The organism is Clavibacter phaseoli (genome assembly GCF_021922925.1).
Classification (GTDB): domain Bacteria; phylum Actinomycetota; class Actinomycetes; order Actinomycetales; family Microbacteriaceae; genus Clavibacter; species Clavibacter phaseoli.
In genome coordinates this window covers 2,361,456-2,387,850 of the sequence record NZ_CP040786.1, presented here as the reverse complement: position 1 = coordinate 2,387,850, position 26,395 = coordinate 2,361,456, and the positions used below count along the sequence as shown (strand labels likewise).

The 26,395-nt window shown below is 75.3% G+C and carries 28 protein-coding genes; 11 read left to right on the top strand and 17 right to left on the bottom strand.

What is annotated here, in order from left to right; translation table 11 throughout:
- Positions 1-1,641 (bottom strand): histidine-type phosphatase, encoded by a 1,641-nt coding sequence (locus FGI33_RS11145; protein ID WP_237581899.1) that lies wholly within the window; start codon positions 1,639-1,641, stop codon positions 1-3.
- Between the two features lie 193 nt (positions 1,642-1,834).
- Here FGI33_RS11145 and FGI33_RS11140 point away from each other — a divergent pair, with 193 nt between their 5' ends.
- A complete protein-coding gene (locus FGI33_RS11140; protein WP_119403237.1) occupies positions 1,835-2,764 on the top strand; it encodes an AEC family transporter in 930 nt (309 codons plus the stop codon).
- A 55-nt stretch (positions 2,765-2,819) separates the two neighbouring features.
- Here FGI33_RS11140 and FGI33_RS11135 read toward each other — a convergent pair whose 3' ends face one another.
- The 6 genes from FGI33_RS11135 to FGI33_RS11110 form a co-directional block, all read right to left on the bottom strand.
- Complete coding sequence (locus FGI33_RS11135; protein WP_182623368.1) at positions 2,820-2,975, bottom strand: hypothetical protein; 156 nt, start codon at positions 2,973-2,975, stop codon at positions 2,820-2,822.
- 141 nt (positions 2,976-3,116) lie between these two features.
- Positions 3,117-3,809, bottom strand: a complete 693-nt coding sequence (locus tag FGI33_RS11130) for a DJ-1/PfpI family protein (protein ID WP_237581898.1) — start codon at positions 3,807-3,809, stop codon at positions 3,117-3,119.
- Positions 3,806-4,783, bottom strand: coding sequence for an NAD-dependent epimerase/dehydratase family protein (locus tag FGI33_RS11125; protein WP_237581897.1), 978 nt, complete (start codon positions 4,781-4,783; stop codon positions 3,806-3,808). Before FGI33_RS11125 ends, FGI33_RS11130 begins: the two co-directional genes overlap by 4 nt.
- 207 nt (positions 4,784-4,990) lie before the next feature.
- On the bottom strand, positions 4,991-5,752 hold the full coding sequence (locus FGI33_RS11120; RefSeq protein WP_237581896.1) for a hypothetical protein: 762 nt from the start codon (positions 5,750-5,752) through the stop codon (positions 4,991-4,993).
- A 105-nt stretch (positions 5,753-5,857) separates the two neighbouring features.
- Positions 5,858-6,736, bottom strand: coding sequence for an endo alpha-1,4 polygalactosaminidase (locus FGI33_RS11115; protein ID WP_237581895.1), 879 nt, complete (start codon positions 6,734-6,736; stop codon positions 5,858-5,860).
- Positions 6,737-6,745: 9 nt separating this feature from the next.
- Positions 6,746-7,171 (bottom strand): ASCH domain-containing protein, encoded by a 426-nt coding sequence (locus tag FGI33_RS11110; protein ID WP_119435241.1) that lies wholly within the window; start codon positions 7,169-7,171, stop codon positions 6,746-6,748.
- 91 nt (positions 7,172-7,262) lie between these two features.
- Here FGI33_RS11110 and FGI33_RS11105 point away from each other — a divergent pair, with 91 nt between their 5' ends.
- Entirely contained in the window at positions 7,263-8,171 is a 909-nt protein-coding gene (locus FGI33_RS11105) for an SDR family oxidoreductase (protein WP_119435240.1), read from the top strand.
- A gap of 30 nt (positions 8,172-8,201) precedes the next feature.
- Here the strand turns inward: FGI33_RS11105 and FGI33_RS11100 are convergent, their stop codons facing one another.
- Positions 8,202-8,774: an MOSC domain-containing protein gene (locus tag FGI33_RS11100; RefSeq protein WP_119435239.1), complete on the bottom strand. Its 573-nt coding sequence runs from the start codon at positions 8,772-8,774 to the stop codon at positions 8,202-8,204.
- Between the two features lie 109 nt (positions 8,775-8,883).
- Between FGI33_RS11100 and FGI33_RS11095 the strand changes: the two genes are divergently transcribed.
- Together FGI33_RS11095 and FGI33_RS11090 are read left to right on the top strand one after the other, a co-directional pair.
- Positions 8,884-10,584: a sensor histidine kinase gene (locus tag FGI33_RS11095; RefSeq protein ID WP_237581894.1), complete on the top strand. Its 1,701-nt coding sequence runs from the start codon at positions 8,884-8,886 to the stop codon at positions 10,582-10,584.
- 234 nt (positions 10,585-10,818) lie between these two features.
- Complete coding sequence (locus FGI33_RS11090) at positions 10,819-11,508, top strand: Hpt domain-containing protein (RefSeq protein ID WP_237581893.1); 690 nt, start codon at positions 10,819-10,821, stop codon at positions 11,506-11,508.
- 190 nt (positions 11,509-11,698) lie between these two features.
- Here FGI33_RS11090 and FGI33_RS11085 read toward each other — a convergent pair whose 3' ends face one another.
- From FGI33_RS11085 to FGI33_RS11060, 6 genes are all read right to left on the bottom strand, one after another.
- Positions 11,699-12,562 (bottom strand): response regulator transcription factor, encoded by an 864-nt coding sequence (locus FGI33_RS11085; RefSeq protein WP_237581892.1) that lies wholly within the window; start codon positions 12,560-12,562, stop codon positions 11,699-11,701.
- A 129-nt stretch (positions 12,563-12,691) separates the two neighbouring features.
- Positions 12,692-13,300, bottom strand: coding sequence for a hypothetical protein (locus FGI33_RS11080; protein ID WP_237581891.1), 609 nt, complete (start codon positions 13,298-13,300; stop codon positions 12,692-12,694).
- An 88-nt stretch (positions 13,301-13,388) separates the two neighbouring features.
- The gene (locus tag FGI33_RS11075; RefSeq protein ID WP_119435723.1) at positions 13,389-14,225 is read right to left on the bottom strand and encodes an exodeoxyribonuclease III; all 837 of its coding nucleotides are present in this window, start codon (positions 14,223-14,225) and stop codon (positions 13,389-13,391) included.
- Between the two features lie 47 nt (positions 14,226-14,272).
- Positions 14,273-14,689 (bottom strand): hypothetical protein, encoded by a 417-nt coding sequence (locus tag FGI33_RS11070; protein WP_237581890.1) that lies wholly within the window; start codon positions 14,687-14,689, stop codon positions 14,273-14,275.
- Positions 14,673-15,302: an Asp23/Gls24 family envelope stress response protein gene (locus tag FGI33_RS11065; RefSeq protein ID WP_237581889.1), complete on the bottom strand. Its 630-nt coding sequence runs from the start codon at positions 15,300-15,302 to the stop codon at positions 14,673-14,675. Before FGI33_RS11065 ends, FGI33_RS11070 begins: the two co-directional genes overlap by 17 nt.
- Positions 15,293-15,847, bottom strand: coding sequence for an RNA polymerase sigma factor (locus tag FGI33_RS11060; protein WP_119402748.1), 555 nt, complete (start codon positions 15,845-15,847; stop codon positions 15,293-15,295). Before FGI33_RS11060 ends, FGI33_RS11065 begins: the two co-directional genes overlap by 10 nt.
- 132 nt (positions 15,848-15,979) lie before the next feature.
- On the opposite strand from FGI33_RS11060, the gene FGI33_RS11055 reads away from it, so the two are divergent.
- From FGI33_RS11055 to FGI33_RS11040, 4 genes are all read left to right on the top strand, one after another.
- A complete protein-coding gene (locus FGI33_RS11055) occupies positions 15,980-16,441 on the top strand; it encodes an Asp23/Gls24 family envelope stress response protein (protein ID WP_119434931.1) in 462 nt (153 codons plus the stop codon).
- Between the two features lie 139 nt (positions 16,442-16,580).
- On the top strand, positions 16,581-17,522 hold the full coding sequence (locus tag FGI33_RS11050) for an NAD(P)-dependent oxidoreductase (RefSeq protein ID WP_237581888.1): 942 nt from the start codon (positions 16,581-16,583) through the stop codon (positions 17,520-17,522).
- A gap of 66 nt (positions 17,523-17,588) precedes the next feature.
- Positions 17,589-18,143: an orotate phosphoribosyltransferase gene (gene pyrE / locus FGI33_RS11045; RefSeq protein ID WP_015489215.1), complete on the top strand. Its 555-nt coding sequence runs from the start codon at positions 17,589-17,591 to the stop codon at positions 18,141-18,143.
- Positions 18,143-20,359, top strand: coding sequence for a septum formation family protein (locus FGI33_RS11040; protein WP_237581887.1), 2,217 nt, complete (start codon positions 18,143-18,145; stop codon positions 20,357-20,359). The genes pyrE and FGI33_RS11040 overlap by 1 nt, the downstream gene beginning before the upstream one ends.
- 30 nt (positions 20,360-20,389) lie before the next feature.
- Here the strand turns inward: FGI33_RS11040 and FGI33_RS11035 are convergent, their stop codons facing one another.
- Positions 20,390-21,187 (bottom strand): HAD-IIA family hydrolase, encoded by a 798-nt coding sequence (locus tag FGI33_RS11035; protein ID WP_011931704.1) that lies wholly within the window; start codon positions 21,185-21,187, stop codon positions 20,390-20,392.
- Positions 21,188-21,317: 130 nt separating this feature from the next.
- Between FGI33_RS11035 and FGI33_RS11030 the strand changes: the two genes are divergently transcribed.
- Entirely contained in the window at positions 21,318-22,223 is a 906-nt protein-coding gene (locus tag FGI33_RS11030; protein ID WP_119434590.1) for a metallophosphoesterase, read from the top strand.
- Between the two features lie 68 nt (positions 22,224-22,291).
- Here the strand turns inward: FGI33_RS11030 and FGI33_RS11025 are convergent, their stop codons facing one another.
- Positions 22,292-22,462 carry a CsbD family protein gene (locus tag FGI33_RS11025; RefSeq protein ID WP_011931706.1) on the bottom strand — a complete coding sequence of 57 codons (171 nt, stop codon included), beginning with the start codon at positions 22,460-22,462 and terminating at the stop codon, positions 22,292-22,294.
- Positions 22,463-22,639: 177 nt separating this feature from the next.
- On the opposite strand from FGI33_RS11025, the gene FGI33_RS11020 reads away from it, so the two are divergent.
- On the top strand, positions 22,640-23,065 hold the full coding sequence (locus FGI33_RS11020; protein ID WP_237581885.1) for a PLD nuclease N-terminal domain-containing protein: 426 nt from the start codon (positions 22,640-22,642) through the stop codon (positions 23,063-23,065).
- Between the two features lie 87 nt (positions 23,066-23,152).
- A complete protein-coding gene (locus FGI33_RS11015) occupies positions 23,153-25,327 on the top strand; it encodes a RecQ family ATP-dependent DNA helicase (RefSeq protein ID WP_119434589.1) in 2,175 nt (724 codons plus the stop codon).
- A gap of 18 nt (positions 25,328-25,345) precedes the next feature.
- Here the strand turns inward: FGI33_RS11015 and FGI33_RS11010 are convergent, their stop codons facing one another.
- Positions 25,346-26,338, bottom strand: coding sequence for a DNA-methyltransferase (locus FGI33_RS11010; RefSeq protein WP_204587286.1), 993 nt, complete (start codon positions 26,336-26,338; stop codon positions 25,346-25,348).
- Positions 26,339-26,395: the final 57 nt, after the last annotated feature.

Here is a 26,395-nt window from a genome sequence, read left to right as displayed (position 1 = left end):
TCAGTGGCGCCGCGGCCGCCGCACCATGCCGACCGCGGTGATCCCCGCCGCGCCGAGCGCGAACGCGAGGACCGCCAGGAACGGCAGCTCGTCGGCGGACATGCCCGTCGCCGCGAGCGTGTCGCCCCGCGCCGCGGAGGCGTCGGCGGCGGCCAGCTCGGCGGGCGAGCCCGGGAGCGCGGCGGGGTCGGACGCCCCGGGCGAGGTCGTGCCCGGATCCACCGCGGCGGCCCCCGTGAGGCAGCGGCGCACCTCGCCCGCGTCGTAGAACAGCGAGCCGGGCGCGACGGGCGTGCAGCCCGCGCGGAACGGGATCGCCTCCTCGTCGTCGAGCATGCGCACGATGGCGCGGCCCCTCGCGTCCCGGTAGACGTCCCACTGCACGTTCGCGGCCATGGGCGTGACGGTCTCGCCGCGCCAGTCGTTCGTCGCGTAGGAGTACGGCCGCTCGGGGGTGACCTGCTGCGTCGAGCCCGGCAGGCCGATCAGCGCCGCGAACGGGATGATCGTCTCGGCGTGCGCGAAGCGGAAGGTCGCGGCCGTGGAGGACCCGGCGAGCCGCGCGTCCATCGAGTCGAGGAAGTCGTCGAGCAGGGGCGTCGCCATCCGGTACGTGATGTCGCTGCCCTGGAACGCCGGGCCCTTGGAGTAGAAGTCCTCGGCGTCGAGCAGGTACGCGAACCACTCGGCGTCGGCGCCTTCGAGGTACCGGTCGAAGTCGACCTGGACCTCCTCCGTCATGTCGGGCGCGATGATGTACAGGTTGTAGAGCATCATCGCGGCGTCGACCTCGTCGTCGACCGTGGTCTTCCCGTCGCCGCCGTCGACGAAGTGGTAGTCGCCCGCGGCGAGGCGGTCGACGAACGCCGGCGTGTAGAGGCGCTCGAGCAGGTGGCGCGCGGCCTCGTGGCTGCGCGGCTGGTCGGTGATCGCGTCGACGGCGGCCGTCACGGCGGGGCCGTCCTCGTAGGCCTGGTAGTCGGCGTTCGCGTCGGACTTGTGGAAGTAGAGCGTGTCGGGGTCCTTCGCGATGTCCTTCGGCAGGTGCGAGGCGAGGAGCGGATCCGCCGTCCTCAGCCCCTCCGCGAACGCCTTCCCCGAGGCCGTGGCGCGCGCCTCGCCGGAGCTCTCGAGCGCGACGGTGTCGGATCCCGCGTCGATCCCCGCGAAGAGCGACGGCAGCCGCTCCACGACGCGCGCGCCGATGCCGCGGTGCTGGTCGGCGCCCTGGCCGGTGAGGTTGCCGTAGCCCAGCTTCCGGTTCGCGGCGGTGAGCTTCGCGACCTCCGGGCCGAGCGTCGCGCCGAGCGACGTGAGCGCGCCCTCGGAGCGCGCCCGCTCCCACACCTGCGTGGTGAGCGAGTCGTACTTGAAGCTCGACAGGGCGCGGGATCCGTGGCGCGCCACCGACTCCGTGTACACGGGCGCGAAGCCGGCGGGCGCGGGCGCGAGGTCGGCCGCGGTGCCCCGCGGCGCGTAGGGGGTCTTGCTGCTGTAGTACGGGCGGTCGGCGGTGCCGGTGCCGGTCCCGGTGCCCGTGCCGGAGGCGGCGAGCGCCGGGAGGGCGGATCCGCCGGCGATCCCGAGGGCCAGCGCGAGCGCGACGGAGGCGGACAGGCGGCGGCGGGTGCGGAGGCGCATGGGTTCCTGGCGGAGCGGGCGCGGCGCGGGAGGAGCGCGGCGGCGGTGCGGGTCGGTCGCGGGCGCGACGGGGCCGAACCTAGGCGGATCGCGTGACGCGGCGGTGTCCCGGCGCTGAACGGCCGGTGCGGCGGGCGTCGGCCGTGCCCGCGCGCCGCCCGTAGGGTGGGAGGACGCGCGCGAGGGGAGTCGGATGATCGGGGTTCTGACCGGCTTCGCCATCATCGGCTTCATCATCGCCGTGGGCTACGGCGTCGGCCGCTCCGGGATCGCGGGGCCGGGCGCTCAGCACTCCCTCAACCGGGTCGCGTTCTTCGTCGCGACGCCCGCGCTGCTCTTCACGGTGCTCGCGAAGGCCGACCTGCACGTCGTGTTCTCGTCGTTCCTGCTGGCGTCGGCGAGCGCGGTGGCCGTCGCGGCGATCCTCTACCTGATCGTGGCGCGGATCCTCTTCCGCCGGCCGGTCGCGGAGACGACCATCGGCGCGGCCTCGGCCAGCTACGTCAACGCGAACAACATCGGCCTGCCGGTGGCGATCTACGTGCTCGGCGACGCGCAGCTCGTCGCGCCCGTGCTGCTGCTCCAGCTGCTGGTGCTCGCGCCGACGACGCTCACGGTCCTCGACATCTCGAGCCGCGGGTCCGCGTCGGTGGTCGGGATCCTCACGCAGCCGCTGCGGAACCCCATGATCATCGCGTCGATGCTCGGCATCGTCATCGCGATCACCGGGCTGCAGGTGCCCGACGCGGTCTACGAGCCGTTCCGGCTGATCGGCGGCGCGGCGATCCCCATCGTCCTGATGGCGTTCGGCATGTCGCTCGTGGGGCGGAAGCCGCTCGCGCCCGGTTCCGGCCGCGGCGAGATCATCGTCGCCTCGGTCATCAAGACGGTGGTCATGCCGCTCGCCGCGTTCCTGCTCGCCCGGTTCGCGTTCCACCTGGACGCGCCGCAGACGTTCGCGGCGACCGTCATCGCGGGACTGCCGACGGCGCAGAACATCTTCAACTTCGCGTCGCGCTACGAGCGCGGCGTAGTGCTCGCGCGCGACACCGTGCTGATCACGACGGTGGCGTCGATCCCGGTGCTGCTGGTGATCGCGGCGCTGCTCGCGCCCGGGACCTAGCCGCCGGGGCCTTCGCGGCCGGCGCGCTCACGGCCGGCGCGCTCGCGGCGACGGGTCAGCGGCGTCCGGCGGCCCCGCGCTGGGCGGCGCGCTTCTGCGAGCGCTTGGCGAGCTGGGCCTTGCCCTTGGCCATGGCGGCCTTGCCCTGGCGGCTGCGCAGGAACTTGCGGATCACGGGGACGGCGACGAACAGGAAGCGGATCAGCGGCATGGTTCTCCTCGGGGGATCTGCGCGGATCGGCGGACCTGCACCTCTCGACCCTGCCAGGTCCGGGCGCGCGCGACCGGGATCGGGGCGGATGCGGCGGGGAACGGCCAGGGGCGGCGCGCCGGGCCGTGGCGGCCGTGGTGGTCAGCGCCCGTCGTGGAGCCGCTCCGCCGCCCGCGCGACCAGCGGCCCGCGGCTGCGCCGGGCGTCGTCCATGGCGCGCGCCACCTGCGTCGGATCCGCGTCGGGGCGCGACGGGTGCCCCGCGTCGAACGGCGGCTGCGGGTCGTACTCCAGGGTGAGCTGGATCGCGCGGGCCTCGGCGTCGCCCGCGATCTCCGCGGCGAGCACGAGCGCCGCGTCGATGCCGCTCGTGACGCCGCCGCCCGTGATCAGGCGACCGTCGCGGACGACGCGCTCGGCCACGGGGATCGCGCCCAGCCGCTCGAGCAGCGGATGCGAGGCCCAGTGGGTCGTGGCGCGGCGCCCGCGGAGCAGGCCCGCGGCGCCGAGCGCGAAGGCCCCCGTGCAGACGCCGAGCACGTGCCGCGCGCCGGCCGCCTGGCGCTCGATGAAGGCCAGGGCCGCGGGATCCGCCATGAGCTCGAACGCCCCGCGGCCGCCCGGCACGAGGAGCGCGTCGGCCTGCGGGGCGTCGGCGAACGAGGTCGTCGGCAGGAGCGCGAAGCCGCTGTCGGTCGGGACCGGCTCGACCCGGTGCCACGCGAGGTCCACCACCGCGCCGGGCAGGCGGGACAGCACCTGCAGGGGGCCGGTGAGGTCGAGCTGGGTCACGTGCGGGAAGACGAGCGAGACGATGCGCAGCGGTGCGGTCATCCGCCCATGATCCCCGGTACCGTGGCTGATCCGTCGCGGATCCACGCGACCTCGGCGCGCAGCAGCTCCGCGCCGGGGCCCACGGGCGCGTAGCCGAGCGCGAGGGACGCGCGCGTGTCGAGGACGATCGGGTGCGCGGCCGCCCACGGGTGCGCGCCGCCCGCGACGCCCGGCTCGAGCGGCACGATGCGCCCGCCCCAGCCGAGCTCGTCGGCGATCACGGCGACGAGCTCGGCGGCCGTGAGGGGATCCGGGTCGGCGGAGTGGAGGATCCGCGCGCCCGGGACGTCGGCGACCCACGCGATGAGCGCCGCCGCGTTCGCCGCCGCCGTGAGGTGGTCGACGGACGCGCCGCGGTCGGCGAGCTCGATCGTCTCCTCGCCCGCGAGCATCCGCTCGACGATGCCGCGCGTGCGGGCGTTCCGCGCCCACCGGCCGTGCACCTTGGAGGGGCGGATCACCGTGACCGGCAGCCCGCTGTCGAGGGCCGCGCGCTCCACGGCGACCTTGGAGGGCGCGTAGCCCTCGCGCGTGAAGGGGTCGGTGCCGGGCGCGGCGGGCGCGAGCGTCGGGCCGTCCTCGGGGATCGGGACGGGGAACCGGGGCGGCTCGTCGCCGTTGACGTGCCGGCCCGCGTCGTCGACGTGCACGGCGCGCGAGGACGCGACGACGACGGATCCGCTCGCCCGCATCGCCGGGAGGAGCGCCTCGACGTCGGCGGCGGTGAACGCGACGAGGTCGACGAGGAGGTCGACGCCGTCGCCGACGAGGCGTGCGATCCCGGAGGCGTCGGACCGGTCGAGCGCGTGGAACCGGACCCCGAGGTCCCGGAGCTCGCCGGGCATGATGCGCGGGTCGCGGCCGGTCACGTCGACCGACCAGCCGTCGCGCGCCAGGCGCCCGGCCGTCGCGCCGCCGATCGCGCCCGTGCCGCCCAGGATGAGGGCGCGGCGCACGGAAGAGGAGGACGGCATGGTCGTCGAGCCTAGGGGAGGCGCGGTGGACGGGCAGCGGATGCCGCGTGACGCGAGTGGTGGAGAGCTCCGGAAATCGAACCAGACGAGGCACCCCGATAGGTGCGCTCCCCGAACGGATGACAACCTAGCCGATCCGGCCGGGTCCGCGCACGCCGGCCGTCGCGCTCGGGACGTCGGCGTCCGGGCGCGGGTGGGGAGGGAGCGTCAGCCGTCGGCGAGGCGCACCCGGACGGGTCCGCCCTCGTCCTCGAACACGAGCGTCGTGCCGAGCGGGTACGCGTCCCGCAGCTCCTGCGGCGATTCGGACGCCACGACCACGAGGACGCGCGCGAACACGGATCCGGCGCCGCACTCGGTGGGCCCGTCCACCGACCCGTCCGGGTTCGAGGCGCCCACGGTGAGGCACGCGCCGGAGGGCACGCCGGGCGCGGGGACCGACCAGGCGGAGGGGGCGGACGTGGCCGGCGGCGCGTCGGACCCGGCCGCGGGCACCCGCGCCACCGTGAGCCCGTGGAAGTCGGCGACGGCGGTGCCCGGGACCACGGATCCCGTGTCGACCGAGAGGTAGGTCGCGTTGTCGGGCGCCGGCAGCAGGTCGAGGGCGAGGACCGCGAGCGTGCCGCGGTCGGCGTCGAGGGACCAGGCGGTGATCCCCGCGGAGGCCACCGCGACCGCGACCAGGGAGCCGGCCCATAGCAGCGCGATCCGCTGGCGGGGGCGCGGGCGCCGGTTTGCGCGCGGCGGGTCGCCGAGCGCGGGGGACGCGGCGCGATCCGGGATGGGCGCTGCGCGGTCCCGCGCGGAGTCGGGCGCCGGCCCGGGCATCGCCGCTGAGCCCGCCTCGCCCTCACCCCGCCCCTCGAGCTCGCGCAACCGGGCGAGCGCCGCGGCGTCCGCGGGGTCGCGGCCCGGTCCGAACACGCGGCGCCGCAGCTCCGCGATCTCGGCGCGCCGCTCGTCGTCCATGCCGCATGGTGTCACGCCGACCCGGCGCCGGGGCGACCGCCTGTCCGCGCGGCGACGCAGGCCGCTCACCGGCACCGGTCGCGCGGCCGACGCGGGCGATCCCGCTCAGCAGGCCGCGTACGCGTACCCGTCCCCGCTCGCGGGCACCAGGTCGCGGTCGCGCACGATGGCGCGGGGCGCGGGATCCAGCGCCAGGATCCGCGCGCACGCCACCTCGGTCGTCTCGAGCAGGTCGTCGGCGTACTCGACGTCGAGCACGTGCGGCCCGTAGACCGCGGTGTAGTCGGCGCACTCGGACCAGCGGTCGCACTCCTCGGCGATCGCGAAGTCGAAGCCGGCCTCGTCGCGCCCGCGCGAGCCGATGTCGGTGGTGTTCTTCTGCGCGACCGCCAGGCCCCGGCCGTGCCCGTGATCCACGAGCAGGGTCGCGAGGGCCAGTGCGTCGTCCGCGTCGAGGGCGCCCTCGGACCTGTTCCACGAGTCGAGGTTGTCGAACTCGACGGCCTGGAAGCCGGCGTCGGCGCAGCGGTCGACCGTGGCCGCCTGCCGGGCCGCGATCGCGGCGCGCTTGGGCGCGGTCGAGGTGTCGAGGACGAACTCGTCGTCCCAGTCCGGATCCACCAGCGGGCCGTCGTCGCCCTGCACCAGCAGGTCGTCGGGCCAGGTCTCGCCCGGCTGGGTCTGGAAGCCGTTGACGTAGCAGACGCCGTACGCGCCCGCGGCGGGCTCGTCCGTGCTGTCGCGCACGACGATCCCGACCCCGGCCGGCACCGCCGAGGCGCCGCCGAGCTGGTAGTCGAAGCCCGTGCCGACGGGCGGCAGGGTGACGGCGGCCCTCGCGTCGGAGGCCAGCACGCCGGACGCGGCGGCGGCGCCGGGACCGCCTCCCGACGCCGCGGACCCGGCCCGCGGAGCCGCCGACGCGCAGCCCGAGAGGGCGACGAGGGCGGCGGTCACGAGGGCGGCGGAGAGGAGGGGACGCATCACCCGACCCTAGGCGCGGCCGTCCACCACCCGGAACCGCTCGAGCACGACCTCGGTGTCGTCGTCGAGCGCGAAGCCGGCGGGCAGCTCCGCCACGACCTCGGGCGAGGTCCAGAAGGCCTCGTGCCCGGCGCGCCACTCCGCGACCGTCGCGAACCCCTCGCCCTCGTCCACGGCGTGCGCGAGCGGCACGTCCGCGAGGCGCGCGACCTCCACGGCCGTCGTCTCGACCACGAGCACCGGGCGCCCGGCGGAGTCGATGACGGCGCCGCGGGATCCGACGACCGGCAGCTCCTCGTCGTCGACCGCGTACCCGACGAGCAGCGAGCTGGTGGAGGTCTTCGCGCCGGACGCGATGGCCGCGACGAGCCGGTCGCGCAGCGGCCCCGGGAACGCGAGCTCGACGGGCGGGAGGTCGGCGTCGGGCGTCGTCATGCCCCGATCGTAGGAGCCGCGCCTCGGACGCCGCGCGCCCGCCGGGCCAGGCTGGAGGAGACCCCACGACCGACCCAGGAAGGCGCATCGCATGAGCGAGATCCGCAACGGCGGCAACCAGTACGAGATCCAGGACCCGATCGCGCAGTACCCGTCCCCGCCGTTCCCGCAGCAGGAGCAGACCGGCCCGGGTGATGAGCTGAAGTTCGAGCCGACGCCCGACCACGGCCAGGACAGCTACGTCGGCTTCGGCCGCCTGAAGGGCCGCAGGGTGCTCATCACGGGCGCCGACTCCGGCATCGGCAAGGCCGTCGCCATCGCGTTCGCGCGCGAGGGCGCCGACATCGCGCTCAACTTCCTCGACGAGGAGCTCGAGGACGCGCGCGACACCGCGTCCACCATCGAGGCCGACGGCCGCACCGCCGCGCTCGTCCCCGGCGACATCTCCGACGAGACCGCCTGCCAGGACATCGTGCAGGCGTCCGTCGCGGCGCTCGGCGGGCTCGACTGCCTCGTGATGGTGGCCGGCTACCAGCGCAACGAGGACGACATCCTCGACCTCGACTCCGAGCAGCTCGACCGCACGATGAAGACCAACGTCTACTCGCTGTTCTGGCTGAGCAAGGCCGTGATCCCGCACCTCCCGAAGGGCGGCAGCATCATCACGACGAGCTCCTCGCAGGCGTACCAGCCCAGCCCGGACAAGATCGACTACGCCGTCTCCAAGGGCGCGATCCGCAACTTCACGCAGGGGCTCGCGCAGCAGCTCGCGCCGAAGGGGATCCGCGTCAACTCGGTCGCGCCCGGCCCGTTCTGGACCGTGCTGCAGCCCGTCGGCCAGTCGGCGTCGGACGTGGAGGAGTTCGGATCCCAGTCGGTCTACGGCCGCCCCGGCCAGCCCGCGGAGATCGCGGCGACCTACGTGTTCCTCGCGAGCCAGGAGTCGAGCTTCACGAGCGGCGAGACGATCGCGGTCACCGGCGGCACGCCCGTCCACTGACCCGGGACGTCGGATCCGCGGCGGGGCGCGTCAGAACAGGCGCGCCCCGTCCCTGTCCCCGTCCCCGTCGACGAGCGGCCGCTCGGTGCGGAGCACGGCCGGCCCGACCGTGAGGATCCCGTCGCCGAGCGGCTCGCAGCGGACCCCGCCGCGGCCGCGGAGCGCGCGGAAGGCGCCGGGCGCGAGCATCACGTCCATCCACGCGCACGGGTTCGCCGGCCGGTGCCCCTGGAACTCGACCGGCCCGTCGCCCGAGTCGATGCTGAAGCGCATGCCGCGCAGCCGATCCACGTCCGCGCCGCGCAGCAGCACGTTCCGGCGCGTGTCGACGGGATCCAGCCCCGGCTCCACGCCGAGCTCGCGCGCCACGCGCTCCACCGACTCGACGGCCATCACCGTGACGGCGGCCGTGCGGTGCGCGCGCTGCCCGAAGTAGCGGTCGCCGACGATCCCGAGGCCGGCGCGCACGCGCACGGACGCCCGCGACGGCGGCTCGCCCGGCTCGTCGCGCGGGCCGTCGGACGGGCGTCCCTCCAGCCGGTGCACGGGCGAGGCGACGAGGAACGCGATCTCCACGCGGTGCTCGTGCGGGAGGTCGGCCATCCGGGAATCGTACGCGGGCCATAGCACGGGGTACGCCGACCCGGGGCGGACCGTCCACTCGTCGCTAGTATCGATGAGCGGCACGGGGTGTCCGCATCCGGGGGGTCACGTGGGCGAGATCGAGCCCTCCGACGTGCGGCGCGGACCGGGATCCCGCGCCCAGGCCGTGCTCCGCAGCATGACGCTCTCGAAGCCGCTGCACGCGCAGCTGCCCTTCATCCTGAGCCTCGCCGTGGTCGGCATCGTCGCGGGCACGGGCGACCTCGACGCCGTCGCGCAGCCCGGGTTCGTCGCGGGGACCGTCATCGCCGCCCTGGTCACGATCGCCGCGGCCGTCATCCCCTGGGACCGCATCGACTCCGACTGGGTCGCCGTGCTGCCCATGCTCGACTTCGCGGCGCTCGCCCTCTGCCACGACGCGATCTCCGAGGACGTGCCGTCGACCGCGGTCCTCCTCGTCTTCCCCGTCGTCTGGCTCGCCTACGCGTTCAAGCTGCACGTGCTCTGGCTCGGCGCCCTCGGCACGGGATCCGTGCTCGCGCTCCCGTACCTCCGCACGGGGACGATGCCGGAGGGCACGGTCGGCTGGTCGCACCTCGTCGTGCTCCCCGTCGTCATGCTCCTCGTGGCCGTCGCCGTGAACCTGCTCGCGCAGCAGCTGTTCCGGCAGCACGCGCGCCTGGAGGAGATGCAGCTCGAGCTGACGGGCACGCTCGTCGACCTGCAGGAGCGCAACTCGATCATCGACGGCGTGCTGGACGCGATCGACGACACGGTGGTGGTCCTCGACGCGACGGGCCGGATCATGCTGCGCAACCGCGCCGCGCAGGAGCTCATGGCGCTCGCCGGCCCGGCCGACGTCGACGACCCCATGCTCGGCATCCACGTCTACGAGGAGGACCGCACCACCGCCGTCCCGACCGAGCGCCAGCTCGTCGCGCGGGCCCGCGCGGGCGAGGTGGTGGGGCGGGAGGTCTACTGGGTCGGCGACGGCGGCGCGCAGAAGGCCGTGCTCGCCTCGCTGTCCCCGCTCGTCGACGCGTCCGGGCGCATGTTCGGCACGGTCGTCGTCAGCACCGACGTCACGGCGCTCGCGCTCGCGGTCACCGAGCGCGAGGAGTTCGTGGCGAGCGTCTCCCACGAGCTGAAGACGCCGCTGACCTCGATCCTCGGCTACGTCGAGCTCATCGCCGACGACCTCGTGGAGGACGACATCGACGACCGGATCACGGCCGCTCGCCTCGCGATCGTCGAGCGCAACGCGCAGCGCCTCCTCGGCCTCATCGGCGACCTCCTCACGGCGGCGCAGCACCGCCTCGCCGTCAACCGCAACCTCGTCGACGTCGGCGAGATCGTCGAGAACGCGCTCGACGTGATCCGCCCCCACGCGAAGGCGAACGGCGTCACGCTGGTCGAGCCGGAGTACGAGGAGCTGGTCGCCGAGGTCGACGCCGTGCGCATCGGCCAGGTGCTCGACAACCTGCTCAGCAACGCCGTGAAGTACACGCCCGAGGGCGGCACGGTCACCACCGAGGTGGGCGTCGACGGCGACCACCTGCGCCTCTGCGTCAGCGACGACGGCGTGGGCATGTCGGCGGAGGACACCGCGCAGCTGTTCACGCGCTTCTTCCGCACCAGCACCGCCCGCGCGAGCACGGTCGCGGGCGTGGGGCTCGGCCTCAGCATCACCCGCTCCATCGTGGACGCGCACGACGGGTCCATCGAGGTGGAGAGCGCCCTGGGCGCGGGCACGACGATGCGCGTGCGCCTCCCGCTGCGCGTCGGGCCTGCCACATCGCGCCCGACTTGAGCTGATCTTGTCCCCACCTTGATCCGATCCCGCATGCGGCGGTGACACGCTCGGATGACGACGGGGCCAGCCCGTCCGACACGAGCGATCGAAGGACCGGATGACCCCCCACGACCACCAGGCGAGCGGCACCCGAGCCGCGCGCACGTGGTGCCGTACGGGGTCCACGGATGCGCGGCCGGTACCCGACGGCGACCTCCCCGGTCCTTCGGATCGTCTCGTCGGCGGCCGGGCGTGAGCGCCCATGCCGCCCGTGTCCCGCAGCTCCCCCCGCTCCTCGACGTCCGCGTCCTGGAGCAGCTGCTGGGCGAGCTGTCGGACGAGCCCGGCCCCGCCCGACTGTCCGTCGTCCCCCCGACGGGCATCCCCGCTCCGCCCCCCGGCGTTCCCGCGCCGGGGCGCGTGACCCCGCCGCGCGGCCACCCCGAGCCGCGCCGCGGGACCCCGTCGTCCGGTTCCCCCCGACCGGATGACCGCCTCGCGACCCGCGGTGCCCCCGCACCGGGTCGCGGGCAGGCGCCGGCCGGATCCCCCCGTCCGGCCGGCGCCCCCACCACGTCCCCGTCGGAGTCGGAGCCGGAGCCGCGCTGCCCGGGCGCCCTCACCGCGGGGCAGCACGCCTGCGTCGACTTCCTGCGCTTCTTCGTCGACCTGTGGCCGACCCGCTGGGAGCGCCTCGACGCGGCCGTCCGCGCCGGCGACCGTCCCGCCGCGCTCGACGCGGTCCTGAGCGTGAAGAGCTCGGCCGCGATGGTCGGCGCCCTCCGCCTCAGCGACGTCGCCGGGCAGCTCGAGCGGGCGATCCGCGCCGCCGACCACGCCCGCGCCCGGGCGATGCTGCCGGACCTCCACGAGGTGGGCGAGCGGAGCATGGACGCGATGCGGTCCTGGATCCGCGCGGAGGCGGGACACCCGCCCGACTAGACCCGTGCGCGCGTCCGACCCGACGGCCGACGCGCACGCCCGACCGGCCCCCGCGACAGGCCGGTCGGATCGACGGACCGGGATCCCACCCGAGGGGAGCCCGCTCCACGGCGCAGCTGCCGCGGGACCCGACGGTCCCGCGGCAGCCGGCAGCCCCTGATCGCTCCGAGCGCCCGCGACGCCCGACGCCTCAGCCGCGCGGCGGCGCGAGCCGGTAGCCCACGCCGCGCACCGTCTGGATCCACCGCGCCTCGCGCGGGTCGTCGTGCAGCTTCCGGCGCAGGTTGCCGAGGTGCACCTCGACCGCGCGCTCCTCGGGCTCGGTGGAGGAGGAGACGGCGTAGGAGCCGCTGCGGATGTCGCGCACGAGGTCGCCCTTGGTGCGCACGCGTCCGCCGCTCGCGAGGATCGACGCGAGCAGGTCGAACTCGGTGCGCGTGAGGTCCACCGGCTCGCCGTCGACCGTGACGTGGCGGGTGCCCTCGTCGAGCTCGAGGCCGTTGTGGCGGAGGACGTCGTCGTCCGTCGGCGCGGTCTCGGTCGGCATCGCGGGCGCGACGACGGTCGTGGTCGCGAAGGCGGCGGGCTGCACGGGCTCGTCCGCGTCGGGGGCCGCGCCGGGGGCAGGGGCGTCCGGGGCCGCCGGCACGCCGGCCGCGGGCGTCGCCGTCGTCTCCCCGCCGCCGCGCGGTCGCCGCATCATCGCGGAGATGCGGGCGCGGAGCTCGCGCGGGCGGAACGGCTTCACGATGTAGTCGTCGGCGCCGGCCTCGAGGCCGAGGAGGGTGTCGACCTCCTCGCCCTGCGCCGTGAGCATCACGATGTAGGCGTCGCTGACGAGGCGGATGCGGCGCGCGGCCTCGAAGCCGTCGAAGTCGGGCAGGCCGACGTCGAGCGTGATGACGTCGGGGGAGACCTCCTCGGCCAGCCGCACCCCGTCGGTCGCCGTGCCGGCGGAGTGCACCTCGAAGCCGCCCTGGCGCAGGACCACCTCGAGCAGCTGGCGGATGTCGCCGTCGTCCTCGATGACCAGAGCCACACGTCCGCTGTCCACTACCGCCCCCTCGCATGCCGCATGCGCGGCCGTACCCCGGATCCGCGTCAGGCGCGCCGGACCTCCCACGCTAGCGGACCGCCGAGGCCGTTCCCCCGCGGCGGCGGGCCGCCGGGCGGACGCGCGGGATCAGGTGAGGGGGGAGGACCCGGGCACGGCGACGAGCACGAGCACCGCGCCGAGGATGTAGGCCGCGAGCGACGCGCCCACGCCGATCAGGAGCACCAGCCAGGGCCGGGTGCGCCCGCGGATCATGCCGACGAGCGCCACGATGACGGCGATCCCCGTGAGCATCAGCGGGCCGGCCACCGACAGCGCGTAGCCGATGGTGAAGAGGGAGTCGTCGCAGACGTACGCGTCCACGTCGCACGCGTCGGTGACGAAGATGAGGCCGAGCCCCAGGGCGGCGATGCTGCCGCCGACGATCGCGGCGACGAGCATCGAGACGAGCGTGGTGACGAGGACGCGGCGGTCGATCCGGCGGATCCAGCGGGGCAGCCAGTCGGGGCCGGCGGGATCGTCGTCGCGGGCCTCCCGATCGCGCGTGGCGCGTGCGCCGCGGGGCGCGTCGTCGTCGTCGGAGGCGTCGCGTCCGCGTCCGCGTCCGCGGGGGAGCGTCGGCAGGGCGATCCGCGGGACCTCCGGCAGGCGGCGGCGTCGGGCCGTCGGGGCGGCGGAGCGGCGTCCGCGGGCGGCGCGGCGGCCGCGCTCCGGGGTCGCGTCGTCGTCGGGGGTCACGGCACGAGACTACGGGTCGCGTCCCGCGGGGCCGGAATCGGCCGGGGCGGGAGGTCCGGTCGCGACCGCGACGCGGACAGGCGGCGGATCAGAAGATCATCGGCCGGTCGTCGTCGAGCTCGGTCTCCACGTCGAGGTCGACGGCCACCGGCACGTGGTCGCTCGGACCGTCGCCCTTGCGCTCGTCGCGGTGGATCCGCGGCGCGTCCACGAGCTCGGCGAACCGGTCGTTCCCGAGGATGAAGTCGATCCGCATGCCCTCATCCCGCGGGAACCGCAGCTGCTGGTAGTCCCAGTACGTGTAGCCCTCGGGGATCGACGGCCGCACGACGTCCGCGAGCCCGGCGTCGAGGAACGCGGCGAAGGCGGCGCGCTCGGGCTCGGAGGTGTGGGTCTTGCCCTCGAAGAGCGCGGGATCCCAGACGTCGGTGTCGAGGGGCGCCACGTTCCAGTCGCCCATGAGCGCGAGCGGGGTGGCGGGATCCGCGGCGAGCCAGGCGCGCGTGTCGGCCGCGAGCGCCCCGAGCCACTCGAGCTTGTAGGAGTAGTGCGGGTCGTCGAGCGCGCGGCCGTTGGGCACGTAGAGGCTCCAGAGGCGGACGCCCGCGACGGTCGCGCCCATCGCGCGCGCCTCGAGCGGCGACCGCCCGGAGGCGTCGGGCTTGCCGAAGCGGGGCATCCCCTCGAACGTCGTCACGACGTCCTCGAGCGGCAGCCGGCTCGCGATCGCGACGCCGTTCCACTGGCTGAGGCCGTGCACGGCGACCTCGTAGCCAGCCTCCTCGAACGCCTCCATCGGGAACTGCTCGGGCTTGCACTTGATCTCCTGCATGGCCAGCACGTCGACGTCCTCGCGCACGAGCCAGTCGACGACGCGGCCCACGCGGGTGCGGATGGAGTTGACGTTCCAGGTGGCGACGCGCATGCGTCAACGGTACCGGGAGCGGGCGGGGCGGCCGTCCGCCGGGCGGGTCAGCCGATGCTGCCGACGCGCACCGTGACGGCCGCGCGCGCGGCGGCGTCCTCGCCCACGGACTCGGCGAGGCGGGCGCGGATCGCGTCGACGGCGGCCCGCGCGGTGTCGCTCGCGCGGCTCGACGCGTCGACCGCGATGGACGCCTCGACGTCGACCGTGCCCTCGCCCCTCTCGACGGTGACGAGCTGCTCGGCGGCCGTGGAGGATCCGGCCACGACGCCCTCGACCACCTGCTGGGCGGCCAGCAGGATCGGGGAGCGCGGCGCGTAGACGTCGGCCACGCCCGCGACGCCGCGGAGCACCGCGGTCAGGTCGCGCGACAGGTCGCCGGGGGAGGGGAGCGGGACGGGCACGGGGGCGGCTCCGGGCAGGGGCGCGGCCACGGCGGCCGGCGCGTCATCGTCGAGGGTCATCTCCGGCCTCCTCCTGCACGGGACGCGCCTGCACGTCCACCACGGTCACGTCGATTCCCTCGACGCGCAGCTCGGTGTGCCGGAGCAGGGCCGCGTGGACCCGCTCCCGCACGCGCTGCGCGAGCTCGGGCAGCGGATCCCCCCACACGACGCTCATGGTGAGCGCCACCCGCACGGGCTCGCCGGCGCGCGTCACGTCGCCGTCGAGCGTGCAGCGGCCGATGAGGACGCCCGGCACCTCGTCGCCGGCCTGCCGCACCAGGGTGCGCACGGCGCCCTCGGTGAGCGCCAGGTGGACGGCCGGATCCGGGTGCGAGAGCGGGATGTCGCGTCCCGCGCGCGACTCGCGGCTGATGTGCGCGAGCACGCCGCGGAAGAAGTCGTCGCCCGGCGCGTCCTGCTCCTCCGCCTCGATCTCCACGAGCTCGCGGCCGAGGTCGCGCATGTGCTCGAGGGCGCGCAGCGCGTTGCGGATCTCGGGGTCGTCCTCGTAGGCCGCGACGCGCGGGGTGCGCCCGCGGTCGAGGTAGTCGGCCAGGGCCGCCATGTCGAGGGGCTCGCCGTCGGCGTCGACCGCGGGTCCCCCGCCCGGTCCGATGCCGCTCATCGCCATGCCTCCATGCTCGTCATCACCGTCGTGCGCGCCCGGGACAGCCGGCCGCGCACGGTCGAGGGCGTCGCGCCCAGCCTCTCCGCGATCTCCTCGTAGGAGAAGCCTCCCACCTCGCGCAGCATCCACACCTCGCGCTGCTCGCGGGGCAGCGCATCGAGGACACCGGCCAGCGCGCGCATCTGCGACGACGTCTCGGCGTCGCGCTCGGGGGACGTGAGCCGGTCCGCGATCTCGTGGTCGTCGATGTCGTCGGCGGGGCGGCGGGCGCGGATCCGGTCGATGGACTTGCGGCTGACGATCTGCAGCAGCCAGCTCTTGACCCGGTCGGGCTTCTCGAGCGTCGGCAGGCGGTCCCACGCCGTGATGAGCGCCTCCTGCACGGCGTCGTCGGCGTCGGCGCGGGATCCCGTGAGGCGGATCGCGAACGCGCGCATGTAGGGGGCGTGCCGGCGGACCAGCACCTCGAAGGCCCGGGCGTCGCCGTCGGCGGCGCGTTCGGCGAGGATCCCGTCGCCCGCGTCCGTCAAGGAGGAGGAGAGGGCCATGCCGTACCTCCGTGTGCGCTGGGAGACGAGGTGGATCCGCGATCCATCCGTGACGATCGCCGTCGTCCGTCCGTCGCATCCATGAGTACCACAGCAGCGCCCCGCAGACGGGCACCCACGAGGAGGAACCGCATGAGCGACCAGAACACCAGCACCCCCGCCGACGTCACCCGCGTCGCGCCCGCGAGCACCGGGATCACGGGAGCGGTCCTCGCCGAGGGCGACACCACCGTCACCGACGGCGTCATCGCCAAGGTCGCGGGCCTCGCCGTCCGCGACATCCCGGGCGTGCACGCGCTGGGCGGCGGCGCGGCCCGCGTCATCGGCCAGCTCCGCGACCGCATCGGCCAGACCGACCTCACGCAGGGCATCGCCGTCGACGCGCAGGAGGCGGGCGTCTCGTTCCAGGTGACCCTCGTCGCCGAGTACGGCGTGCCGCTGCAGGACGTGGCCGCCGACGTGCGCGCCGCCATCTCCGACGCCGTGACCGAGCTCGTCGGCCGCCCGGTGACGCGCGTCGACGTCACCGTCGCCGACATCGTGCTGCCCGGCGAGGGATCCGACGACGACGCCGTCGAGGCGCCCGCCGTCTGATCCATCGCGCTGTCCCAGACGGGCCGCTCGTCCTCGTGACGGGCGGCCCGTCGTCGCGTCCGCGGCGTCCGCGGGCCGCCGGGGGTCCATCCCGCGCCGCGTCCCGGGAGCTCGCATCCGGCGGGCGTACCGTCGGGGGATGACCGACGACACCGCTGCCGTGCCCGCATCCGCATCCGCTCCCACGTCCGATCGACCGCCCCGCGTGGCGCTCCTCGGGACCGGCGTCATGGGATCCGGCATGAGCCGCTCGATCCTCCGCGCGGGCCTGCCGCTCACGGTCTGGAACCGCAGCGCCGAGAAGGCCGCGCCCCTCGTCGAGGACGGCGCGACCGTCGCCGACAGCGCCGCCGACGCCGTGCGCGACGCGGACGTCGTCGTGGTCATGCTGTTCGACCAGGACGCCGTGCTCGAGGTCCTCGCCGAGGTCGCGCCCGCGCTCCGCGCCGACGCCGTCGTGCTCCAGTCCTCCACCGTCGGCGTCGAGGGCACCCGCCGGATCGCCGCGCTCGCCGCCGAGCACGGCCTCCGCTTCGTCGACGCGCCCGTCCTCGGCACGCGCGGCCCCGCCGAGCAGGGCCTACTCGTGCACCTCGTCTCCGGATCCGAGGACGACCTCGCCGTCGCCCGCCCCGTCCTCGAGGCGACCGGCTCGCGCACCGTGGTCGCCGGCACCGACGCGGGACCGGGATCCGCCCTCAAGCTCGCGTGCAACGCCTGGATCGCCTCCATCACCGCGGCCACCGGCCAGTCGCTCGGCCTCGCGCGCCTGCTCGGCGTCGAGCCGCGCCTCTTCCTCGACGCGATCGCGGGCGGCGCGGCCGACACCCCGTACGCGCACCTCAAGGGCGGAGCGATGCTGTCCGGCGAGCTCGCGCCGTCGTTCGCGCTCGACGGCCTGCTCAAGGACGTGACGCTGATGCTCGCCGCGCTCGACGGCGCCGACGCGCACGACTTCGACACCGCGATGCTCGAGGCGCTCCGCGAGACGTACGCGGAGGCGTCCGCGGCCGGCCACGGCGGCGACGACGTGGCCGCGGTCGGCACGGTCTTCGGCCTGCCGACCGGGCCCGACGCCTGATCCGGTCGGCGGCCCGCCCGCCCGTCGCACCGGGCGGCGCGGTCCCCCGCCCGTAGGATCGGCTGCGTGACGACCTCCGACGCGCGCCAGCAGCTCATCGACCACATCAAGCGGGACGCCGTCTTCCACGGCGACTTCACGCTGACGAGCGGCAAGAAGGCCAGCTACTACGTCGACCTCCGCCGCGTGAGCCTCGACCACCGCGTCGCGCCGCTCATCGGGCAGGTCATGCTCGACCTCATCGCGGACGTCCCCGACGTCGCCGCGGTCGGCGGGCTGACGATGGGCGCGGATCCCATCGCCGCCGCGATCCTGCACCAGGGCGCCGCGGTCGGTCGCGGGTACGACGCGTTCGTCGTGCGCAAGGAGCCCAAGGACCACGGCCGCGGCCGCCAGGTCGAGGGCCCGGACCTCCAGGGCAAGCGCGTCATCGTCGTCGAGGACACCTCCACCACCGGCGGATCCCCGCTGAAGGCCATCGAGGCGCTCGAGAAGGTGGGCGCCGAGATCGCCGCGGTCGCCGTGGTCGTCGACCGCTCGACCGACGCCCGCGAGGTGATCGAGGCCGCCGGCCACCGCTACCTGTACGCGATCGGCCTCGAGGACCTGGGGCTGGCCTAGTGAGCGGGCAGGCGCCGGGCGGCGGATCCGGCAGCGGTCGCGACGACGACGACCCGTTCGCGATCCGACCCGCGACCGACGCCGACCGCGAGCGCCCCGCGCGGCCGCTCGCCCCGATCGGCTGGGGCCGGTCGGCTGACCCCGCGCCCGATGAGCGGGACGCGTCCGACGTCGACGTCGACGCCCCGGACGCCGGCGTGGATCCCGCGCCCGCCGACCCGACCCCGCCCGCCGACGGCGACATCCTCGCGGGGATCGTCCCGCTCGACCCGACCGAGGACGACGCGCGCGTCGCGCCGCTCGACCAGATGGATCCCGGCGCGGACCCCCACGACGCCGACGCCGACCCCGAGGCGCCTGCCCCCGAGCCCGGCATCGCGGACGCGCCCGTCGTCGCGGGCGACGTCGAGCTCCCCGGCGAGCCGGATCCCGACCACGTGTCCGCCCCCGCGGATGACGCACCCGGCGAGCCGCTCACGGGCGAGGTGCTGTCCGGCGAGGTCGAGGCGGATCCCGCGCCGCTCGACGACGCCCCCGCCGAGCTGGTGCTCGAGCCGGTCGACGACGCGCGGGAGGACGTGGCCCTCCCGGTCGTCCCCTCCGACGCGCCGGTGGTCGACGCCGAGCTCGTCGAGGAGCCCGCCGACGAGGCCGAGGCCGGGCCCGACGAGCCCGACGACTCCGTGCAGCTGACGCCGCTCCGCGACGACGAGATGGACGAGGACGCGGAGGTCGTCGACGATCCCGTCCAGCCCGACGCGAGCGAGTTCGCCCCCGCGCCGGCCGTGGAGCCGTGGGCTGAGCAGGACGTCGACGTGGACGCGTCGGCCGATGCCGATGCCGATGCCGAGATCGTCGACGACGCGGCCCCCGCGCCGCTCGCCCCCGCGGCCGCCGCGGCGCGCGCCGCCGCCATGGCGTGGGCGTCAGGATCCGCCCCGGCTGCGGCCGCACCGGCTGCCGCCGCCCCCGCCGCCGCGTCCACCGAGCCGGTCGACGCGGCACCGGACGCGGATCGCCTGGAGGCCGCGCCCGAGCCCGAGCCCGAATCCGCGGCCGAGTCCTCGCCGCAGCCCTCCGCTGAGCCGGCGGCGTCGCCCGAGACAGCCGTGCTGTCCTCGCCGATCGCCGAGCCCCAGCCCGAGTCCGACCCGGACCGCGCGCCCCATCGCGACGCCGAGCCGCGCGACGCCGAGCCGCGCGACGAGATCCCGCCGACCGATCCCGGCGCCCGTCCCGCCGCCGACCCGACCGACGAGGCGCCGTCGAACGCCCCCGACGCCGAGCCGATCGACGCCATCGCCCTCCTCTTCGGCGACGTCGCGACGGATCAGGGCGACGAGCGTGCCCCCGCCGCAGCGGATCCCGACGCCGACGACCGGTCCGCCGACTCCCACGAAGACGACACCGACGACGACCGCACGCGCGTCCTCCCGGCGGCCGCTCCCGTCGCCGGTGCGGCGGCGGCAGCAGCTGCCGCCGCGGCCGCCGCCGCCCCGCGCCCCGACCGCGACGCCCCGACGGTCGCCGTCCCGGCAGCCTCCCCGCGTCCCGCGCCGGTCCCGCCGCCCTATGCGGCCCCGCCCGCGCCCCGCGTCCCCGCGCCTCCCGCCGCCGCGCCTCCGCGCGGGCCCCGCGGTCCGCGGCGCACCGGCCTGTGGGTCGGCGGCGCGATCCTCCTGGTGCTGCTCCTCGTCGGCCTCTTCTACCTGGGCCAGCGGCTCGGATCCGGCTCCGCGCCGGACGCGGCCCCCGTCGCGACCGCGACCGCCGAGGCCACGCCGACCCCGTCGCCCACCCCGACGGATCCCGTGCAGGGCCCGGCCGCGGCCGGAGTCCAGGCGTGGGACGCGCTGCTCGGCGGCGAGTGCATCGACCCGTACGCGACGCCGTGGGAGGAGGAGTTCACGGTCGTCGACTGCGGCTCCGAGCACCACGCGCAGATGGTCGCGCGCGTCGCCCTCCCGCAGACGGGCGACGCCTTCCCCGGCGAGGACGCCGTGCGCGACTCCGCCGACGAGCTCTGCATCGCCGACACCGTGATCGACTACGCGGCGGCCCGCGCCTACGACGACGTGCAGTACCAGTCGGCGTACCCGATCACGCAGGACGAGTGGACGGCCGGCGACCGCGACGTCTACTGCTTCGTCTCGCGCGCGGGCGGCGGCACCTTCACGGCCAGCATCGGCGTCCCGCAGCCGCCCGTCGTCCCCTAGCGGCTGGCCGCCCGGGGAGCCGCCCGCTGATCAGAGCTCGGACTCGACCGGCTCCGGATCCAGCAGCTCGGTGACGCCCGACAGCACCTCGTCGGGCCGGAACGGGTAGCGCTCGATCTCGGCGCGGTCGCTGATGCCCGTGAGCACGAGCACCGTGTGCAGGCCCGCCTCGATGCCCGCGATGATGTCGGTGTCCATGCGGTCGCCGATCATGCCGGTGCTCTCGGAGTGCGCGCCGATCTTGTTGAGGGCCGAGCGGAACATCATCGGGTTCGGCTTGCCGACGATGTACGGCTCCTTGCCCGTCGCCTTCGAGATGAGCGCGAGCACGGCGCCCGTCGCGGGCAGCACGCCCTCGGCGCTCGGGCCAGTCGCGTCGGGGTTCGTCGCGATGTAGCGCGCGCCGCCGTTGATGAGGCGGATCGCCCGCGTGATCGCCTCGAACGAGTAGTTGCGCGTCTCGCCGATGACCACGAAGTCGGGCTTCGTGTCGGTCATGATGAAGCCCGCCTCGTGGAGCGCGGTGGTGAGGCCGGCCTCGCCGATGACGAACGCGGATCCACCGGGCATCTGCTGCTCGAGGAACGCGGCGGTCGCGAGCGCGCTGGTCCAGATCGACTCCTCGGGAACGTGCAGGCCGGACGCGCGGAGCCGGGCGGAGAGGTCGCGCGGCGTGAAGATGCTGTTGTTCGTGAGCACGAGGAAGGGCTTGCCCTGGTCCTGCCACTGCTGGATGAGGGCCGCCGCGCCCGGGAGCGCCTGGTTCTCGTGCACCAGCACGCCGTCCATGTCGGTGAGCCAGCAGTCCATCTCGTCGCGCGTCGCCATGGGGTTCCCTCTCGTCGTGGAGACGAGGCTACCGCCGGGGGATGCGCGGCAGCAGGGCGCAGCCGGCGGCGTCACCCGATGTCCGCCGGCCGTCCTCCGCGGTGTCGGCCGACCGCCGTAGGGTCGGCGCATGCACGCATTGCCTCCCGGATCCCTGCGCCTCGTCCACCTCAGCGACACCCACCTCCTCCGCGACGGCGGCCTGCACCAGGGCGTCGTCGACACGGGCGCCGCCCTCGACCGCGTCCTCGTCGAGGCCGACCGCGTCCCACACGTGCGGCTCCTCGTCGGCTCGGGCGACCTCTCGGAGGACGGCACGCCGGAGTCGTACGCGCTCCTGCGCGAGCGGCTGGATCCGTGGGCCGCCCGCCGCGGCGCCGCCGTCGTCCTCTCGCCCGGCAACCACGACGTCCGCTCCGGCTTCCGGCTCGTGCTCGGCGACGGGCACGGCGGCCCGGGCACCGACGACGGGCGGGATCCCGCGGCCGTGCCGCCCATCGACGGCGTCACGATCGTGGACGGCTGGCGCATCGTCACGCTCGACACCTCCGTGCCCGGCAGGGGGTACGGCGCGCTCCGCGAGCAGCAGCTCGACGCGCTCCGCGAGCTGCTCGCGACCCCGGCCGAGAACGGGACGGTGCTCGTGCTGCACCACCCGCCGGTGCCCGCGCCGACGACGCTGCACGAGTCGCTCGCGCTGCAGGGGCCGGAGCGCCTGGCGGACATCGTGCGCGGCAGCGACGTGCGCGTGATCCTCTCCGGCCACTACCACCACCACATCGTGGGGTCGCTCGCGGGCGTGCCCGTGCTGGTGGCGCCGGGCGTCGCGAACGAGACGGACGTGGCGGCGGAGCCGGGCACGGAGCGCATCGTGCGCGGATCCGGGTTCCTCGTGGTCGACGTGCGGCCGGACGGCGGCGTCACCTCGGTCGTGGTCCGCGCGCACGCGGAGGGCGACGGCGAGGAGGTCGCGGTGCTCGACGCGGAGCTGGTGCAGCGGATCATGGCGGCGTCGGGGGCTCCCGCCGCGCCGTGACGGCCCGGACATGAGGAGAGGCGGCGACCCGTGGGGTCGCCGCCTCTCCTGGCGCTGCTGGTCTGGCTCTACTTGAAGACGTCCTTGACGTCCTCGCCGGCCTTCTTGGCGGACGCGGCGGCCTGGTCCTTCTGGCCCTCGGCCTTGAGGTTCTCGTCGCCCTTGTGGTCGCCGAGCGCCTCCTTGGCCTTGCCCGCGATGTCCTGAGCAGCGTTCTTGATCTTGTCGTCGAGACCCATGATCTCCTCCTCACTGAGGCCACCGGGTGCGGCCCTCGCCTGGACTGTAGGACGGGGGGCTCCTGAACACCTGACAGATGCGAGGTGAGTGTCCACTGAGCGAATCGCGGGGTCGCCGGACCCGCGTCCCCATTCGCGCAAGGGCCTTCCGCCGGCACGGCTCCGCCCCTAGGCTCCGTGACCGTGATCCTCTTCGGGCTGCTCCCCCTCCTCGTCGCCGTGTGCGCGCTCGTCGACCTGATCACGCGCCCGGACGACCGGGTCAAGCACCTGCCGAAGCTCGTCTGGATCCTGCTCATCGTCTTCCTGCCGCTCATCGGCAGCATCGTCTGGTTCTGCGTCGGCCACGACTGGGACGCGCGGCGCGAGCCCGTCGGCCCGCCGGACCGGAGCGCCGCGTACGAGCGCGCCGCCACGGCCGTCGACCGTCGGGTCCGGAGCACCGAGCAGCAGCTCGCCGACCTCGAGGAGGAGGAGCGGCACTACGCGTCGCTCGCCCGGATGAAGCAGCTCCAGGCCGAGCAGGCGGTGCAGGCCGCCCGCGCCGCGGGACCCGCCCGGGCGCCGCGGGCCATCGAGCCGGGATCCGCCCCCGAGCGGTAGCCCTCCCCAGCTCGGGCGTCACGGATCCGTCCCTCCATGGGGTCGCCGCCGGACGCCGCGGTCGGGGGCGGATGGGAGCATGGCCGCATGCCCGACACCGCCACGCCGCCCTCCTCCGCCGCGCTCTCCGACCTCCGGTCCGCCGCCCGCGAGCACCTCTCGCGGCTCGTCGGCGTCGCGGGCGCCGACTTCCACGACGGGCAGTTCGAGGCCATCGAGGCCCTCGTGCAGGACCGCTCCCGTGCCCTCGTCGTCCAGCGCACCGGGTGGGGCAAGTCGGCCGTCTACTTCGTCGCCACCCTGCTCCTCCGCCAGCAGGGGCTCGGCCCCACGCTGCTCGTGTCGCCGCTCCTCGCGCTCATGCGCGACCAGGTCGCCGCCGCCCGTCGCGCCGGGGTGCGCGCGGTCGCCATGAACTCCAGCAACGCCCACGAGTGGGACGACCTGCTGCGCGCGCTCGACGCGGACGAGGTCGACCTCCTGCTCGTGTCACCCGAGCGCCTCAACAACCCGCGCTTCCGCGACGAGCAGCTGCCCGCGCTCCGCGCCCGGCTCGGCCTCCTCGTGGTCGACGAGGCCCACTGCATCTCCGACTGGGGCCACGACTTCCGGCCCGACTACCGGCGCCTGCGCGACCTCATCTCCTCCGTCGACGAGCGCGTGCCCGTGCTCGCCACCACCGCCACCGCGAACTCCCGCGTCGTCGCCGACGTCGAGGAGCAGCTGAGCGTGGGATCCGCGGGCGCCGGCGTCGTCGAGACCGACCGCGTGCCCGTCGTCACCATCCGCGGGCCGCTCGCCCGCCGGTCGCTCCGCCTCGGCGTGCTGCGGCTCGAGAGCAGCCGCGACCGGCTCGGCTGGCTCCTCAGCCACCTCGACGAGCTGCCGGGCAGCGGCATCATCTACGCGCTCACCGTCTCCGCCGCGCAGGACACCGCGCGGCTGCTGCGCGACGCCGGCCACGCGGTGAAGGCGTACACGGGCCGCGACGACCCCGCCGACCGCGAGCAGGCCGAGGGCGAGCTGCAGCGCAACGAGGTCAAGGCGCTCGTCGCCACGAGCGCGCTCGGCATGGGCTTCGACAAGCCCGACCTCGGCTTCGTGGTGCACCTCGGGGCGCCGTCGTCGCCCGTCTCGTACTACCAGCAGGTCGGGCGCGCGGGGCGCGGATCCGCCGACGCGGACGTGCTGCTCCTGCCCGGCCGCGAGGACCCGGACATCTGGCAGTACTTCGCCACCGCCTCCATGCCGGACGAGCAGCAGGCGGCCGCCGTCATCCAGGCGCTCGGCGAGAGCGACCGGCCGCTGTCGGTGCCGGCGCTCGAGTCGCGGGTCAGCCTCTCGCGCAGCCGGCTCGACCTCCTGCTCAAGGTGCTCGACGTCGACGGCGCCGTGCGCCGGGACACGTCGGGGTGGTCGGCCACCGGCGTCCCGTGGGTCTACGACCGCGCCAGGTACGAGCAGGTCGCCGCGGCGCGCGTGCGCGAGCAGCAGGCGATGCTCGACTACGAGACCACGCTCGGCTGCCGGATGGAGTTCCTCCAGCGCCAGCTCGACGACGACACCGCGGCCCCCTGCGGCCGCTGCGACCGGTGCGCGGGCGCGTGGTACCCGTCCTCCCTCGACCAGCAGGCGTCGGCCACGGCGTCGCAGGCCCTCGACAAGGTCGGGCTGCCCATCGAGCCGCGGCTGCGCTGGCCCACGGGCGCGTCGAGCGTCGGCGTGCCGCTCAGCGGAGCCATCGCCGCGGGCGAGCAGGTCGACGAGGGGCGCGCCCTCGCGCGTCTCACCGACCTCGGCTGGGGCGGGCGCCTCCGCACGGTCTTCGCGGCCGGCGCGGACGATGCCCCGGTCGACGACGCGCTCGTCGCCGCGTGCGTGCGGGTGCTCGCCGAGTGGGGCTGGGCGGAGCGACCGCGCGCGGTCGTGCACGTCCCGTCGGCGAGCCGGCCGCAGCTCGTCGGGAGCCTCGCGCAGCGCATCGCGGAGGTGGGGCGGCTGCCGTTCCTCGGGTCCCTCGACCTCGTGGATCCGGGGGCACCCGGCGCCGCGCGCGGCAACAGCGTCTACCGGCTGGGGCGCGTGCACCCGCGGTTCCAGGTGCCGGCGCATCTGGCGGACGACCTCGCGGCGGATCCGCGCCCGGTGCTCCTCGTGGACGACCTCGTCGACACCCGGTGGACGCTCACGGTCGCCGGCCGGCTGCTGCGGAAGGCAGGGGCCACGCGCGTGCTGCCGTTCGCGCTGGCGCAGCAGGGGTAGCCGCCGGGCGATCCTCGGTCAGCCGGCGACGGGATCCGGATCCGGATCCGTCTCCGGCCCGACGAAGAGCGTGCCGCCGCCCGCGAGCCGGGCGCGCATCACGTCGACGGCCTGCGGGTTCTCGTCCACGAGCACGAAGCGGCGGCCGAGCTCCCGGGCCGCGGCGCCCGTGGTGCCGGATCCCGCGAAGAAGTCGAGCACCCAGTCGCCGGGCCGGCTCGACGCCTGCACGATGCGGCGCAGCACGCCGAGGGGCTTCTGGGTCGCGTAGCCCGTCTTCTCGCGGCCGGTGGGCGAGACGATCGTGTGCCACCAGACGTCCGTCGGCAGCTTGCCGCGCTCGCGCTTCTCGGGGGTCACGAGGCCGGGCGCCATGTAGGGCTCGCGGTCCACGCCCTCGGAGTCGAAGCGGTAGCGGAGGGGGTCCTTCACGTAGACGAGGATCGTGTCGTGCTTGGCCGGCCAGCGGCGGCGGGACTTCGCGCCGTAGTCGTACGCCCACACGATCTCGTTGAGGAACGAGCGGCGGCCGAAGAGCGCGTCGAGCACGACCTTCGCGTAGTGGACCTCGCGGTAGTCGAGGTGCAGGTAGAGGGTGCCGGTGGGATCCAGGAGGCGCCACGCCTCGATGAGGCGCGGCTCGAGGAAGTCCCAGTAGTCGGCGAACGAGTCGTCGAAGCCGTAGAGCATGCCCTTCACGGAGTCGTAGCTGCGGCCGTGGAACCCGAGGCGGGCGCCGGGCGGGCGGACGGGCTCGGGGGTGGCGGTGCTCGCGGGGGCGAGGGCGGGCGGGGCGGCTGCGGCTCCGGCGGACCCGTCCTCGGGCTCGGCCTCCGGATCCGGCGTGCGCGTCACCGTGAGGTTCTGGCGCTCCTGCGTGCGGCCGGTGTTGAACGGCGGATCCAGGTAGATGAGCTGGAAGGCGCCGTCGGGCAGCGCGCGGACGGCCTCGAGGTTCTCGGCGTGGATCACGAGGTCGGGGCCGTCGGGGGTCCACGCGGGCAGGGGCACGCCCCGAGGTTAACGGACCTCGGAGGGCGGGCCGCGCGCACCGGAGCGGGGCGCCTT